Source organism: Flavobacterium ajazii (assembly GCF_010614725.1).
Taxonomy (GTDB): Bacteria; Bacteroidota; Bacteroidia; order Flavobacteriales; family Flavobacteriaceae; genus Flavobacterium; species Flavobacterium ajazii.
In genome coordinates this window covers 1-14,785 of record NZ_JAAEHL010000016.1, presented here as the reverse complement: position 1 = coordinate 14,785, position 14,785 = coordinate 1, and the positions used below count along the sequence as shown (strand labels likewise).

General features: G+C 31.5%; 15 protein-coding genes. All 15 read left to right on the top strand.

The genetic code is table 11. The features are described 5' to 3' along the window. Nucleotide 1: 1 nt before the first annotated feature. The 15 genes from GWR14_RS22125 to tssD (GWR14_RS22055) all read left to right on the top strand — a co-directional run bounded on the left by GWR14_RS22125 (nt 2) and on the right by tssD (GWR14_RS22055) (nt 14,635). Nucleotides 2–952, top strand: a complete 951-nt coding sequence (locus GWR14_RS22125) for a TssN family type VI secretion system protein (RefSeq protein ID WP_163411319.1) — start codon at nt 2–4, stop codon at nt 950–952. A 27-nt stretch (nt 953–979) separates the two neighbouring features. Continuing rightward, a complete protein-coding gene (locus tag GWR14_RS22120) occupies nt 980–2,050 on the top strand; it encodes a peptidoglycan-binding protein LysM (protein WP_163411318.1) in 1,071 nt (356 codons plus the stop codon). A 39-nt stretch (nt 2,051–2,089) separates the two neighbouring features. Next, the gene (locus GWR14_RS22115; RefSeq protein WP_163411317.1) at nt 2,090–2,587 is read left to right on the top strand and encodes a DUF4280 domain-containing protein; all 498 of its coding nucleotides are present in this window, start codon (nt 2,090–2,092) and stop codon (nt 2,585–2,587) included. A gap of 32 nt (nt 2,588–2,619) precedes the next feature. Beyond that, on the top strand, nt 2,620–5,424 hold the full coding sequence (locus GWR14_RS23795; protein ID WP_223150991.1) for a lysozyme family protein: 2,805 nt from the start codon (nt 2,620–2,622) through the stop codon (nt 5,422–5,424). A 16-nt stretch (nt 5,425–5,440) separates the two neighbouring features. Further along, complete coding sequence (locus GWR14_RS22105) at nt 5,441–6,628, top strand: tetratricopeptide repeat protein (RefSeq protein ID WP_163411316.1); 1,188 nt, start codon at nt 5,441–5,443, stop codon at nt 6,626–6,628. A gap of 338 nt (nt 6,629–6,966) precedes the next feature. Next, complete coding sequence (locus tag GWR14_RS22100; protein WP_163411315.1) at nt 6,967–8,127, top strand: tetratricopeptide repeat protein; 1,161 nt, start codon at nt 6,967–6,969, stop codon at nt 8,125–8,127. Nucleotides 8,128–8,157: 30 nt separating this feature from the next. Beyond that, nucleotides 8,158–9,327, top strand: coding sequence for a hypothetical protein (locus GWR14_RS22095; RefSeq protein ID WP_163411314.1), 1,170 nt, complete (start codon nt 8,158–8,160; stop codon nt 9,325–9,327). 23 nt (nt 9,328–9,350) lie between these two features. Then, entirely contained in the window at nt 9,351–9,863 is a 513-nt protein-coding gene (tssO, locus tag GWR14_RS22090; protein WP_031457441.1) for a type VI secretion system TssO, read from the top strand. 52 nt (nt 9,864–9,915) lie between these two features. Further along, nucleotides 9,916–10,365: a hypothetical protein gene (locus GWR14_RS22085; RefSeq protein ID WP_187356559.1), complete on the top strand. Its 450-nt coding sequence runs from the start codon at nt 9,916–9,918 to the stop codon at nt 10,363–10,365. Between the two features lie 20 nt (nt 10,366–10,385). Beyond that, nucleotides 10,386–11,762, top strand: coding sequence for a DUF5458 family protein (locus GWR14_RS22080; RefSeq protein ID WP_163411313.1), 1,377 nt, complete (start codon nt 10,386–10,388; stop codon nt 11,760–11,762). Between the two features lie 95 nt (nt 11,763–11,857). After that, complete coding sequence (locus GWR14_RS22075) at nt 11,858–12,385, top strand: hypothetical protein (RefSeq protein WP_163411312.1); 528 nt, start codon at nt 11,858–11,860, stop codon at nt 12,383–12,385. A 79-nt stretch (nt 12,386–12,464) separates the two neighbouring features. Then, on the top strand, nt 12,465–13,178 hold the full coding sequence (locus GWR14_RS22070) for a type 2 periplasmic-binding domain-containing protein (protein WP_163411311.1): 714 nt from the start codon (nt 12,465–12,467) through the stop codon (nt 13,176–13,178). A 12-nt stretch (nt 13,179–13,190) separates the two neighbouring features. Beyond that, nucleotides 13,191–13,622, top strand: a complete 432-nt coding sequence (locus GWR14_RS22065) for a GPW/gp25 family protein (protein WP_163411310.1) — start codon at nt 13,191–13,193, stop codon at nt 13,620–13,622. A 102-nt stretch (nt 13,623–13,724) separates the two neighbouring features. Beyond that, nucleotides 13,725–14,111, top strand: coding sequence for a type VI secretion system tube protein TssD (tssD, locus tag GWR14_RS22060; protein ID WP_110345063.1), 387 nt, complete (start codon nt 13,725–13,727; stop codon nt 14,109–14,111). A 128-nt stretch (nt 14,112–14,239) separates the two neighbouring features. Next, nucleotides 14,240–14,635: a type VI secretion system tube protein TssD gene (gene tssD, locus GWR14_RS22055; RefSeq protein WP_163411309.1), complete on the top strand. Its 396-nt coding sequence runs from the start codon at nt 14,240–14,242 to the stop codon at nt 14,633–14,635. The last annotated feature ends 150 nt before the right edge of the window (nt 14,636–14,785 follow it).

Here is a 14,785-nt window from a genome sequence, read left to right as displayed (position 1 = left end):
AATGGTAAAAAAGCATTTAGGAGCACTTATTGATGTCAGGCTCATTGTATTTTTGGTTGTAATTATAGCCGTTAGCGTTTTACTTACAATGGTATTTAGTGATAAAGTAAAAGAATTTGCAGTAAAATATAAAAAGAAATTTTATATCTATATTTTCTCAGCCATACTCATCTATGCCCTTGTAGGGTTTTTAGGCTACAACAAATTATTTACTGAAGTATCAGATGAGTTTCTTTTTTATCAGATAGCTTCTTTACTATTCGGAACGCTTCATGTTTACTTATACCGCATTTATTTTAATGAATTTAATCAAAAGCTGGTTGCTAATGAATTGCTGTTTTCGTGCTTGATAATGCTTTATTCAAGTGTATTATTCATCATTATTTATACAGCGTTAAGTGGTATTGGACTTACTTTTTTAATGTGCTCACACTTTTTGGTTTTTATAGTTCCTACCGGAGTTTACGCCGTTTTTAATTATATGCTTCAGATACCTCCAAAAGAATACGTTACATGGAAAATACCTGAACGTGAAAATCCTTTTCCGGTTGTAGAGAATGTAGAAATGAAAGACCTTCTATTGATTACTTTATTAATTCAGAAAGATTATGATAGTGAAACTTATACTTCTATCAGATCAAAAGGACCTGTAAGAATTGATTTTGGAGCTCTGTTTTACCATACGGTTACAGGATATAATAAACATAATGCCGAGAGTAAGATACAATTAAAGTATAAAGGAGAAAATTGCAACTGGGTATTTTTCCTTCAGCCAAAATGGTATCAGCCAGCCAGATATGTGGATGCAAAATATACATTAGGAATGAATGGTATAACAGAGAACTCGGTTATTATCTGTAAAAGACAAAAAGAAAAAAAGGTTGAAATAACAAAAAAAGATAAGTCAGAAGATCCGGAATTTGTATATGGTGCAAATGCAGGAATGAATTAATAACTGTAATTTGAAATCACTTCATCGATGTATTATATAGAAGAATCTGAGAAACCCGCATATACGAAACACCGATTTTATGAAATAAAAAAAGGTGATACGCTGGAAAGTGTGGCAGTAGAGTTAGGATTTGATGCACATGAACTCAGACGCTATCATAATATGTATTGTGATATTTCAGATTTGATAGAAGCTGATTTTAGCAGGCATCTGGAGTTTTTGATTTTGACACCAGTCAAAAGCGAAGATGAAGTAATTAATAAAAAGCCTAAAAAAGTCAGTTTAGGAAAAAATTACAGACTGCCTTTTACACCTGAACAAACCGATGAAAGCTATAAAGTAAAATATACTTATGAATGCGGAGACGAGATTGATGTTACAGAAATGAAGATAAGCGTAAAATGGCTCGCTTCTTATAAAAACAAGTATCATCTTTTTGAGATTAACAGAGCATCTGATATTTATATAAATGGTAAAATGCCGGACACTTTAATGGATGGATTGGCAGCTAAAACAGCTGAAGTTTTGTACCCGTTAAAAATTGTTGTGGATGAATTTGGTAAATGGATTGATATTTATAATCACGATGAAATTGAAAGTCGTTGGGGAAAAATTAAAAGTGAAATTTTAGATTATTATGAGGGAGAAGTAGTTGAAAATTATATAAAACATACAGAAGATACGCTGAAGAGTTCAGAGAGAGTATTGACATCACTTCGTTCCGATTATTTTTTGAGGACTTTTTTTAATGGCCTTCATGTAGGTTATACAGCAAATTATGAATTTGAGAGAGATTTGTTATTTCCGTTACAAAAAGAAACAGAATCAGTATTTAGAGTACAACATAAAATGGCTCCCGATTTGGATGATGCCGGTAATATTAAAATAGAACAAAAAGGAAATTATACAGATTCGGGGTTTGGTTTTTTATATGGGAATGCTCATTTGAAAGTGAATTATAATGCTGTCTACTTTTTAAATTCGGATACTTATACTGTGGAAAAAGTGAATTTGGAATGGAATATTGATAACGCTGAACCTGTAAAAACAGCGATTGAAATTGAGCTTTTGAAAAGAGACAAAGTAATTGAAAGTTAAGAAGAGTTATTTTTTTGATATCCAAATTAAGGTAAGATTATGAGTGGAAAACATGTAGTGGTACAGGGAGCGACAGTAAAATGTAAGTTTAGTGTAGAGCCTAAGTTAGATAAACTTAAGGTTAAAACACATAGTAAGCATTATGCGAATGACAAAGATGCCGCAAATAAACTCATAGCAACCGATAAAGAAATTGGACAAACATTAGAGAAAAATACTTTTGGTAAATGTAAAATGCAGCCCAACGGAAGTGGCGATTACCTGCCATGTCAGGCAGTAATTACCAAATGGAGTGGTTTTTACGAAAAAGTCACCTTGTCTAACAAAGGAAAAATATTACTGGAAGACAGTAAAGCAACCTGTCCTATTGGAGGTGCTGATTGTATTGAAGTAGATAAACACGGACAAAAAGCAGAAGTGGCTGAACAGAATGTAAAGAATGCCAAACCTCAAGTCCAAAAGCAAATAAACCCGATGGTAGATATAGAAGAGCTATTTCAAAGGAAGCATACCGACGAAGGAATACTATATAGTTAAAAAATAATTTCACTATTTTCTAAAAGCATAAAATGGCAAAGGGTGTAAAAAAAATAAAGAGGTTATCAAACAGCTTTCAATTTGACGATTATTTTAAATCTGGTGATATAATTTGTATAAATCCAAATCAAGAGGCTTTATTTGCGGTTGGCGAATGGCATAATGAAACTACTGAAGAAGAAAAAAGAAGAAATATCACATGGCTGTGGATGGATCAAAAAAAGATAGAAAAATTTAACACAACAATAAAACCAGCAGGAGTGCCTTATGGTGTTACCCTTCCTAAAAAACTATGTGGGAGATATGCCTATTACTTAGAAGTAAGTTTAGATGGTAGGCATGATCGAAGAAACACCGGGGTGAATGTATTTGGGAAATGTGAAAAAAAAATAATTTCTGCCTCTTGGAGTAAAAAACGAAACACAGCAGATCATAGTCAAATAAATTATGGACAGGACTTATTTATTACATTAGAAACAGAGGGTTTAAATGGTGACACACTAACATTAGAATTGTATAGTCAAAAAGGTTCGAAACTTATAGATAGTGTAAAAGAAAACTGCACTGATGGGATTCTCAAAGGTAAGTTCAAAATTAAATCCTTTTATAGGGAATTCCCAGGATTACCTGAAACTTTAGAAAATTTTTATATAAAAGTACTTGATTTTGAAAAAGATTATATTAAAAATGCAAGCGGGAGTGATAAAATACTTTCGTTTAAAATAATAAAAACTAACAGTATAATTGCAATACCAGTATTTGAAATACCAACCAATACGACCCCTTTAATAATTGCCGACACTCCTGGTGTGGAAGAAGTAAAAACAGAGGGCATTATTAGTGCGTATTTTGCTAAAGAAGAATTCACAAAAGAAACTACAGAGATTGATGGCCAGCATGAGTATAAATTTGCCAATCCTAACATCAAATATGATAAGAATAAAATTGCAGGTATCATTAAGAGCAAAGTTGACACACTAGTCAAAGCAGATAAAAAATATGCAAAACTTGATGATATTAAAAATGCTCTTGTAGAAGAATCGTATGCAAAAGACACTACTATAACATTTAATTTATGCAAATTAGGAGCAGAATACAAAAAAATCAATAGTGCTCCACTGGAAGAGGAAGTATATGTTATTGCAAAAACATTTTTATTAGATGGAAAAGAAATTTCTATTACAATAAAAGAAAAAGAAACCATTATAGTAGATGCAGATGTAGCTGTACCAGTTTTAGAAGCCAAAGAAGACGGAGCAGAACTTACAACTCTAAAAGCAACCGTTGAAAACGGCTTAGCAAAGGTAAAAGTGAAATTGCGCCCAAAAGCGGATGAAGATTTAAAAATATGGAAAGAAAAACTGCTTAAAGGAAAAAAAGAAGAAGCTTATACCTATACATTTAAAAGTGAAGAAACAACTATTACAGTTGACAACAAAAAGCAATTTGCAGCAATAATATTAAAAAATGCAAAAGAAGGAAAACAAGGTAATACTAAGATAGCAACCGGAAAAACAGCCTTTGCAGACGATGTAGAAAAAGCTTTAGAAAACAAAACTTACAAGGGTGGTGATCCTATTACTTTCGATACCTACAAAACACAAGCAGAAAGTCTTTGGCTAAAAGCAGAATGCCAGGGAGAGACTGTAAAACACGAAGGGGAATTTTTGAAAAGAGATGGGGAGTATTTTGTGATTGGGGGTAATGATGGATGTAAAATAGATGAAAAATACTTTTTTGAAGAGTATTCTAAAAAATTTAACGGTATTAGTGAAGATCAGAAAAGTAGTCTAACTAAAATTTTTAAATCAACGGCTGAATATTATACTAATGAAAAGCGTTGCTGTAACTTAAAACATATTGCATATATGTTAGCAACTGCAAAATTAGAAACAGCACATACTTTTAATCCAATTAATGAATATGGAGGAAATAGTTATTTTGAAAGAATGTATGATCCAATTCTAGGTAAAGATGAGAATAGAAGACAAATGGCTAAGGATGCTGAAAATACGATTGAAGGAGATGGAGTAAAATATCATGGAAGAGGGTTCGTTCAATTAACATGGAAAAAAAATTATAGAAAAATGAAAGAAAAATTTGGTGTTGATTTAATTAATCACCCAGAAAAAGCATTAGATCATGAATTAGCAATGAAAATTATGATTTATGGGATGGAGCAAGGCTCTTTTACAGATAAAAAACTATCAGATTACATAAATGGGAGTAAAACAGATTATCTTAATGCAAGAAGAATTATTAATGGAACTGATAGAGCCTCGGATATTAAAGATTATGCACAGGAAATAGAAAAATGTTTAAAAATTCAATGTAATTGTACAGGAAAAGATAATTCTGAAAGTAATGTTAATATTCATTTTGTTGGACAATCTGCTCACGAAGATGCAGTATCTCAAAACTCTATTAATATACTAAAAGAGGTTGGTAGAGCATCTAATAATAATGATATTTATATAACTAGTACCGCAAGAACACCACATGATCAAGCTAGAATAATGTTTGATAATTGTGAGAGAGATTTACAAGAACAACGCAATACATACTTAGAACCAGGTCAGAAGATAATTGATGTATATGTTACAAATGTAAATAAAACTAGGAATCAGGTTATAAGTTTAATGGAGGCAAAAATAAACGAATTAGGTCCCACAACAGTTTCGAAACATTGTGCAAATCCTAATGTAATAAATGTGTTTGATGTACCAATTAGTAGACTTATTAATCCAAATGATTTTTTAACAGAGATTCAAAAAAGAACAGAAGTAGATCAAGTTTTAATTGAGAATGCGGTGTATCATGTTGAAATTACTCAATAATAAAAATATTCATAAAATGAAGTATATATATACAATTATTCAGTTATCAATATTAAGCACTTTTATATCCTGCAAAGGGCAAGAGAAAGGGCAAGCGAATGTAATTACAAATAATCAAGCTCAAGTTACTATAACAAAAGATGGAGTATATTATTATACACCAAATATTAAAGTAATAGATTCTCTTAAAAAAACTATGGGAGAAAAGAGTTTTTATGTTATAGCAGACGATAACAACGCTTACTTTTCAGAAATATCCCAAAAACTAGGTAATAATCTCATAAAATTAAAATCTAGAAATGTTTATTTTCAAAATGAAAATTTCAATCTAAATATAGACTCTTTAAAAAATTATTGGGGAATTGTAAAGTATACCAAAGGAAATAAGCCAGTAATTTATTCTTTTATTGACTATAATTTACTTTTAAGTGAAATAAATGAAAATGGTAATAAACTGAAGAATAATGATTTAGCAAGGATTGAAAATAAGTCATTATTTGTAAATAAAAAAGAATATAAAGGTCTGATAATAAATGAAATGTCATTGAGTACAAGTTTAGAAACTGTAGATGAGAAAAGCTTTTTTTTAACGTATGAGTATAATGCATCTTCTACGAAAATGAAACAAGTTTATAGTTTTATATGTAAAAACAATGCTATTTATTTAATATCTAAAGAAATTCTAAAATATAGTAAAGAAGGTTCTTTATCTAATAAAGTGTATTTGAAAAATTATAAACTAACTAATCAATTATATAATGATTTGGAGGATATAGGGAGTTCTTTAAATGACTCATTTTCAGAAAATAAATCATTTGCACTTACAAATTTGTATGATAATGTTTACAAAAGAATTGGTGTTGTAAATTTCACAATAACAAATGATGATAAATTTATGACAGCCCCATTAAATGAAGGTAAATATATAAAAGATATTAAAATAATAGATACAGATAAACTAAATGATGTGGCATATTACTTGGAACAATCAGGAGCTTATAAAGAATCTATACTTTTTTTAAATGAGATTATAGATAATAATCCTCAGAGAGTTGTCGCATGGTTAAATTTAGCAGATGCTCAATGGGCAGATAATAAAAAAAAGGATGCTAAACTATCCTATAAAAAGTACATCTACTTAATGGAAGTCCAAAAAAAGGACATAAAGAAGATCCCTAAAAGGGCTTATGAAAGGATTAAATAAACCAATTAGTTGTGACTACAATATTTATACTTTGTAATCTATGGACCCAAACAGAGTGGTTTTGTACCCCGATAGCATGGATTTGTAATCATACCCACAAAGTAAATGACAAAATAAAAGTGAAAACGAAAGAACGATAATAATAGGGGGTAGCCTTGATAGTGTTATAGGCACAGTTGCAAATCCGCACTATCGTGTATACTAATTTTTGTAAATAATAAGAATGATTTTATGAATAAGTTATTTTTTTAAGATTAAACTTGTTTAATTAAAATAATTAACCCAAAAAATCTTTAAATAATATGTGTTAACTATAAGTAATTTTAATAAAAAGTATAATGAAATTTAAATTAACAATCTTTTTTTTAGCTCTGGCTTTGAGTAATAATGTAAGTGCACAAAACATATCAGTACAGGTATTGTCAGCAGTCGAAAAAGATAAAGTGATTAGTAATGCAGAAGTAATGATTCAGAGAAATGGTGAATCATCAGCAAAAAGCTTGACAAACAATCAGGGGAGAACTACAATCAATAGTGGATTTCTGGATGATTCAAACACATTACTGATTATCAAAAAAGACAACTATTCGAGTTTAGTGGTAAAATGTCCCTGCAACGATATGACCTATGCGTTGAGTCCGTACATGAAAAATCTGGACGGAATGAGAATCGTATTAAACTGGGGTAAAAATCCCTATGATTTAGACTCGCATTTATCTTTTCCTGGGAATCATATCTATTTTCAGCATAAAGAAGGATCTTTCTCTAATCTGGATGTAGATGATACTGATAGTTACGGACCGGAAACGATAACCATTGAAAACAAAAGATTTGGAGAAACCTATCATTACTTTGTCCATGATTTCAGCAATAAGAATGATCTCAACTCAAATAAACTATCAGCCAGTGATGCAAAAGTCTTTGTCTACGTAGGGCAGTCGTTGGTAAAAACCTACTATATCCCTAAAAACAAGACAGGTAACGTTTGGAACTTATTCAAAATAAATGAAAATGGAGAAATTATAGATATTAATACTGTCATTTCTAAAACTACTCAGGATGTTGGCATCAATTACGGTGATAACGATGTTGAAGAAGAAGTTTACGTCTCCAATGAAGATAAGAAAAGAGCGCTGCAATTGAACAGAAAAGGTGATTTAGCATATCAAAATAAAGATGTAGATGGCGCTTTAGAATTCTATAAACAAGCTATAGAATACTATCCAACATTTGGTCAGGCATACGGAAATCTAGGTCTTATGTATATCAAAAAAGGGTATAAGGCAGAAGCGATTTACGCAAACAGAAAAGCAATAACGTATGCTTCGGGTAATTCAATTAACACCACAAAAGCCAGTGCTTATTACAATATTGCTAAGATTTTTGAAAACGAAAATGATTTTGAAGAAGCACTAAACTACTACAAACTCGCCAAAGAATTAAAAGAAAATACGGTTTATGATAATGCAATTATTAGGGTTAAAGGAAAAATGCAATAAAGCTTTGTTGAAAAGAAATACATAAAAGATATGATAGAAAAATTAAATCATTTTCCCGTAAACTGGATAGACGGGATGAAAATAAACAAAAGTCATTTCCTCTCCATGCAGAACAATGTTTCTGAATTGGTAAATGACGCAATAGGAATTCATACCACACCAATGAGTTACGGTTTATTGGATTCAGGAAACCAAAATAAGGAGGCTACAAAAATCACACTCGGAATCGACAATCACAAATTACTGCGCGTTCGTGTAGAAGAATGTCATGCCATTACTCCAAATGGATCGAGAATTGAAATTAGCAGGAGCAGTACAGATACATTAGATCTTCAGGTTCCATATCCTGAGGATACTTATGAAATAAAAGATGGAGAACAATTGGTATTGTTGGCTTGTATTTCGGTAAACTCTAAAAAAAGAATTCCGTTTGGAGAGCCAGATCCTGAAGAGGTTCCGCCAAGATATCCATACACGCAACCCGAATATAAACTTCACTTAATCAAAGCTGAGGAATTTCGTTCAGGAATCGGTTACGGAGGTTTTTATCTGGCTATTGGTAAAGTTTTAATTGGTGATAACACAATCCTTGACGAAAATTATATTCCGCCATCGGTAACTGTTGCCTGTCATCCAAAACTGGTTGATATGCACGCACAGATTGCACGTACGTTTGGTCAGATCGAAATTTATTCGGTTCAGATTTCTCAAAAAATTAATCGTATTCAACAATCTGGAATTTTACCTCAGACTGTAATTCAGTTAACAGATACGACTAGTTATTATCTAGGAAGTTGTCTTACTCAGTTTCGTTGGTTCGCTTTGCATCAGCATCCTGCAGCGATGCTGACTACCGTAGTATCATTTGCAAGAGTGATCAAAAATTTTATTGATTCAAAATCCGGAGCCGGTAAAGAGGAACTATTGAATTATTTCGCTGAATGGTGCGATATATCGCAAGGAGAGTTGGAAATGCTTTTTGCATCCCTTATTAACTCCGGATACGATCATGTGCATATTGACAAAACTGCAACGTTGGTCATGAACTTTCTTGTTAAGATTGAAAAGTTGTACGAGACCTTAAACAAACTGGATTATATAGGTAAGAAGAAAGAAAATATCGAATTGTTTGTTGCCGAAACAGATCAGAAAGATATTGTTCACACTTCTAAACGACACAGTTTCTTCATAAAAGATTAAAAAAATAATTACGAATAATAAATATGGAAGTATTAAATAAACAAGAACGTCAAAAAGCATTTATAGCTTTTTTAATAGCATTTATCCTGACTTTTTCAGTGATGTTAATTGCAGTATCATTTAATTTTTATATGCCAAAAGCAGAAAATAAATTACTTAAGGCAGAAAACGAAATGATGAAAAGAGAATACGATTATCAAACTAATTTTTCGGTAAAAATTGACAGTATCAGAATGACGATTGATTCGATCAATTCACCAAAAGTGGATAACGATTTTCAGCAGCGTCTGGCAAATGTTATGATTGCCAATATGTATCAGAAAATTCCAAAAGACACTACAGACAATAAAAAGCTGTATAACAATATCATTCTCGCATACAAGAATATTATCGATTATAAAAAGCAGATCAGAAGCCTTACGCATAATTCACACCTTATAGACAGTTTGAACCAGTCGGCAAAAACGTATAAAGAAGAGCTGGAAAAAGTAAGCAGGGATTTGGATGTCTGCCGTCAGATTTATCAAAATCAATAAATAGAATTTAGAGTAAAAGAGTTAATAGAATAATCACTAAAAATTAAAAATTATGTTATCAAATTATGGAATTGGAGGTAATGAAGTAAAATTGGATGCTGATGAAGCAATCATTGCGATCCCTCAAAACAGAACACTTGTTGCTCAGAAATTAACGGTTGATGCGCCTATTAAACCAGAGTTGGTAGAAGGAATTACAAGTATCGAAAAGGCATTTGAACACTTTAAACCGGAAGTAAAAGTAAACTTTGAAACTGCTGAAGGCGCAACAAAAGTAGAAGCTTTAAATTTTAAAAATCTTGGAGATTTTGGAATAAAAGGAATTACATCACAAAGCAATTTCCTGTCTGAACTGGAAACAGAAAAAGATCAGTATCAAAAAATTATCCGTCAGTTAAAGTCTAACAAAATCCTGAAAGCGGCTTTAGAAGACGGAGAAGCAAAAAAAGCTTTATTAGAAAGCCTTGGAACGCTTATCAATGAATTAAAAGAAAATAAATAAAAATTTTAAAACACTAAGAAATGTCAAATAAAGAAGCATATAAAAATAACGACAGTGATACTGCAGTATTAGAACCTAGAGTAATTGCAGGAGCAGGTTCAATTGAAAAAAATGTTGAAAAACTGGCTAAATACGGTGGTTTTGATTTATTGGAAATGTCAATTGAAGGCATTCAGAATCTTAATCCGGAGAGAAAAGCAAGAAGAAAAATTTTCCTTGGAGAAGTAAACAAAGCAAAAGAAAGAGAAACACTTTTAAAGACGTTAGAATTATGGTCTTCGGTTTTAAGCAGCAACGAAGCTTTGACTGATATGGTGGCACAAAGTGAAGACAAAAGCAAAGAGTCTGAAGCATTGTTGAAAAAGAATCTTGCGAAAGCGATTGAAGATACAAGAGAAATTGAAGCGGCTTACAGAACAGTTGCATTGTTCTTCAAGAACACAGAAACAGATAAAGTAAAAAATGTTACAATTGTAAATGCTGATTTAGAGCAATTAAAAGATCTTGATAACACACGTTTTATTGATGCTATTCATTCAGAACTGGTAGACAATTACGATCGTTTGGATCTTAAAAACAACTACGGTATTTTGGTAATTCCAGGCTATTTAGGTTCAAATAAAGTAATCGAAAAATGGGCAAAAATTGCACATGAAAATAAAGTAATGCTGGTTACCGATTTCGAACACCTTGATGAACCGGATGATGTAATGGAAATGTTTGACGCAGCTTCTTTAACAGGTGGAGATGTGTACCGTTCTAACGTAATTATGACTTGTAACTGGTTAGTAGGGCGTGGCAGATTTGACCAGATTGGAGAAAACGAAGATTTACACATAGCTCCTTCTGCAGCACTTGCCGGAAAAATTTATAAAACGTTGATGTCTCAGGTTACAGCCGGTAAAAAATTCGGTGGAATTAATGAAGTTGACGGAGTAAAATTTGACCTGAAGAAAAGTGAAATCGCAAATCTTGAAAACTTAGGATTGGTTCCTATGGTAAACGAGTACGGAAAAGTAATGGCTTTCTCTGCCAAAACATTATTCAGCGGCGATAATTTAGGATTGCAGACCTACTCAGTTGTTCGTGTTTTTGATTACGTGACCAAAGTATTAATGGATTTCCTGAACCGTCGTGCTTTCGAAAACTTTACAGCAAAAACGCGTAAAGAAATCATGAATCAGATTGTTGCTTTCCTTGACGGAATCACAGGTCCTGATAAATTGATTGAAAATTTTGAAATCCGCAGATTCGAGCAGGATCCAATTCAGAAAGACAGAATTTATATGGATATCCATATGAAACCTTATTTCCCTGCAAAAAACTTCCTTATCAAAATGGACGGACATAAAGGAGATGACGGAACAGAATGGGATACTGATTACGAACAAAAATAATAGTAATGCCTCTATAAAAAGGAAACATATTTTTATGTTTCCTTTTTAAACAAAACATTGATCTTTTGAATGGTCAAACCAAATAATTCAAATTTATGAACCTACTAAAAACTTTGTCCGCAATCATTGTATTGTTAATAGCTTCAAATCCGGTTAAAGCTCAAAAAATACCTGTGTTAAGCGAAATAAACTGTCCTGTTACACAAAATGATTTATTGCTTTCCGGGAAACTTTTTGCAAGTGCACCGCCAATTTTGTTAAGAGTTTTTAATGAAGATTCTGAATATGCGGTACTACAGCTTGGGAAAAGAAAAGGTAGTTTGTATTTATACTTCAAAATATTCACAGATAATGTTTGTGTAAAACAGGAACAGCCATTAGAACTTTATTTCAAAAACGGGGATATGTATATTTTAAAGAATTCGTTCGCAGTAAACTGTGACGGTACAGCTGTTATGGAACTCACAGGCGCAGATATAAAAAAGCTGAATGCTAACACAATTAATACGATAAAATTTTACACCCTTAAAAGAGATTATGAGTTTAGCCCGAGTGCGGCTGATAATCAAAATCTAAAACATTATCTCAATTGTTTAAAAGTGTATAAGATTAGAAAAAAGTAGCATTAGTTTAAATTTCAAACAGTTTATGGATAAGCTTTTTTCAAATAAAATTATAAATCATCTCATAAATAGCTAAAATATGCCATTCCCGGAATTAAATCTTTCATTAGGACTTACAGATAATAAAGGTTCTGTTTTTTATGCAGGCAGCGGAGAAGGTGATGTCGTTGTCAGAACAGATTCGGCTTTAAGGAAGCATACGATCAGTATCATAATTTCAGAGCAGGAAGTTGGAACTGTAAATCTCAAAACATTCTTTGAAAGTTCTGAAATTCCTGTAGAAATTGAGGTTCCAACATATCAAATGATTGTAACTGATGATAAAACCAATGAAAAAGAAATATATAAAGTTACACGTGATACATTTTTCTTTAAAGAGAAAACCACAAAAAAAGGAATCTGGAGCTTTTTTGGTCTGAAATTTTTAGCGCCAAAGAATTTTCTTTTTGAAAACATCCCTTTTGAACCTTTAAAAGAAGAAATAGAAGTGTTTGATATTTCGAAATACAGAAAATTAAATGATGAAGAACTCTGTTATACTTTTCAAAAAGAAAATCAAAATATTCAGTTTTTTGCCGGAGATATCAATACACTAAAAATTGAAAAAGGGACAAGCTATTTTATTATTGTTGACGAAAATAAAGGCAAACGTTTTATTGGTGATATTTTGTATCGTGAGAAATTTTTAAAACTTACTCCAAAAGTAACACTCAGTATTATTAAAAGGAAAAAAGTTTCTAAAGCTATAGAAACAGGATATAACGGAAAAACGGACAGGGTAATTTATATTTAAATTGAGGAAAATATGAAAGGAGCTTTTTATAAACTGCCGATAGATTTTAATGCCATCATTCAGAAAAAAGAATTAGAAAAAACATCTATAGAACATTCTATTGCCCAGCAGATAATTTTGCTGGCAACAACAACATTTGGCGAATGCAAATTTGATGAAACTTTTGGGTCTAAAATATGGGAAATCGATTTTGATTTGCTGATGAATGAAAACACCCTGAAAGATATAATTTCCAAAACCATGAAGCATTCTTTGCTTTTACATGAAGCCAGGATTAAACTTAATGATCTCAGGGTAGAATTGTCTGAAGAAATGTTTTTTGTAGATGATATGAGCAGAGCCAAAAAAAGGGTTGATATTGTTATTGATGCTACAATAAAGAGTACCAATAGAAATTTTGATTTTAAAGGATATTTTTTTGTAGGTCCATTATCATATAAATAAAATTAAAAAGTAAATAAAATTGTATTAATATTTTTTCAATTGTAAGAATTATTTTTATATTTGTCACATGAATAAATAAATTAATAATTAAAAATTTTTATTATGTCGTTTTTAACATCGTTGTCAGTAGCCGGAAAGGATTACAAAGTATTAAATGTGAGTTATGATTTAGCTCAGGAAACAGATGCTTCAGGGCGTCCATCTACAGTAACACGTGGAGGAAGAATTATGCTTGAAGTAGAATCTACAGGTAGCACTGAATTGTTTGAGTGGATGACCAATAATTTCGAAAGAAAAGATGGTTCTGTAAAATTCATCAAACGTGATTCTAATGCTACTTTAAAAGAGCTAAAGTTTACAGAGGCTTACATGGTTAAGTACAAAGAAAACTTTGATCATAACAGTGACACTCCTTTAACGGAAACTTTTATGATCTCAGCACGTAAAATTTCGATGGGCGGAGGAGAATTTGATAATGCATGGGTATAATCCTTTGGACTTTATCAAACTTTTTTAAGCTTGAAACTATTAAAGGAAGTCCTGCTATGGGACTTCCTTTTTTGTTTAATCAGCACTAAATCTATTTCATATCTTTTAATAACCTAACAAATCTACACATGAGTTTTTTATCTAAATTAAATATAGACGGAGAAGAATACAATGTTCTTGAATTCAATGTAAACTTCAAACAAGAGATTGACAACACAAGTAAACCTACCGGAAACGCTAAAGGCGGAATTATAAAAATGGTAATCGAGGCTACTAAGGATACCAATTTTTTGAGCTGGATGCTAAATGGCGATTTGACAAAAGATGGTAAAATCATTTTTTACAGAAGAGATGCTATGAGTAAAATGAAAGAACTTACGTTTACGAAAGCATTTTGTATTGGTTATGACGAACAATTTACAAGTACTACCGAAGTACCGATGAAAATTACTATAGAATTAGTATCTAAAGAATTGACTTTTGGTGATGCTAAATTTTCTAATAACTGGATAGCTTTAGGTTAATTGTAAAGAACCAATAAAATAAGTACGTATTATTATGGCACATTTTTCAGAACAAGTACATATCAGTATAGGCAGTTTTACCCAAAACGTAGTTTATCATAATTTAGAAGTGTCACAAAAGATGGCAGATCATCATCACTTTTCTTTTGT

What these genes read in the sequence shown, in the direction of transcription:
- GWR14_RS22125 (WP_163411319.1), top strand. Translation starts at nt 2, where the DNA reads ATGGTAAAAAAGCATTTAGGAGCACTTATTGATGTCAGGCTCATTGTA.
- GWR14_RS22120 (WP_163411318.1), top strand. Translation starts at nt 980, where the DNA reads ATGTATTATATAGAAGAATCTGAGAAACCCGCATATACGAAACACCGA.
- GWR14_RS22115 (WP_163411317.1), top strand. Translation starts at nt 2,090, where the DNA reads ATGAGTGGAAAACATGTAGTGGTACAGGGAGCGACAGTAAAATGTAAG.
- GWR14_RS23795 (WP_223150991.1), top strand. Translation starts at nt 2,620, where the DNA reads ATGGCAAAGGGTGTAAAAAAAATAAAGAGGTTATCAAACAGCTTTCAA.
- GWR14_RS22105 (WP_163411316.1), top strand. Translation starts at nt 5,441, where the DNA reads ATGAAGTATATATATACAATTATTCAGTTATCAATATTAAGCACTTTT.
- GWR14_RS22100 (WP_163411315.1), top strand. Translation starts at nt 6,967, where the DNA reads ATGAAATTTAAATTAACAATCTTTTTTTTAGCTCTGGCTTTGAGTAAT.
- GWR14_RS22095 (WP_163411314.1), top strand. Translation starts at nt 8,158, where the DNA reads ATGATAGAAAAATTAAATCATTTTCCCGTAAACTGGATAGACGGGATG.
- tssO (WP_031457441.1), top strand. Translation starts at nt 9,351, where the DNA reads ATGGAAGTATTAAATAAACAAGAACGTCAAAAAGCATTTATAGCTTTT.
- GWR14_RS22085 (WP_187356559.1), top strand. Translation starts at nt 9,916, where the DNA reads ATGTTATCAAATTATGGAATTGGAGGTAATGAAGTAAAATTGGATGCT.
- GWR14_RS22080 (WP_163411313.1), top strand. Translation starts at nt 10,386, where the DNA reads ATGTCAAATAAAGAAGCATATAAAAATAACGACAGTGATACTGCAGTA.
- GWR14_RS22075 (WP_163411312.1), top strand. Translation starts at nt 11,858, where the DNA reads ATGAACCTACTAAAAACTTTGTCCGCAATCATTGTATTGTTAATAGCT.
- GWR14_RS22070 (WP_163411311.1), top strand. Translation starts at nt 12,465, where the DNA reads ATGCCATTCCCGGAATTAAATCTTTCATTAGGACTTACAGATAATAAA.
- GWR14_RS22065 (WP_163411310.1), top strand. Translation starts at nt 13,191, where the DNA reads ATGAAAGGAGCTTTTTATAAACTGCCGATAGATTTTAATGCCATCATT.
- tssD (WP_110345063.1), top strand. Translation starts at nt 13,725, where the DNA reads ATGTCGTTTTTAACATCGTTGTCAGTAGCCGGAAAGGATTACAAAGTA.
- tssD (WP_163411309.1), top strand. Translation starts at nt 14,240, where the DNA reads ATGAGTTTTTTATCTAAATTAAATATAGACGGAGAAGAATACAATGTT.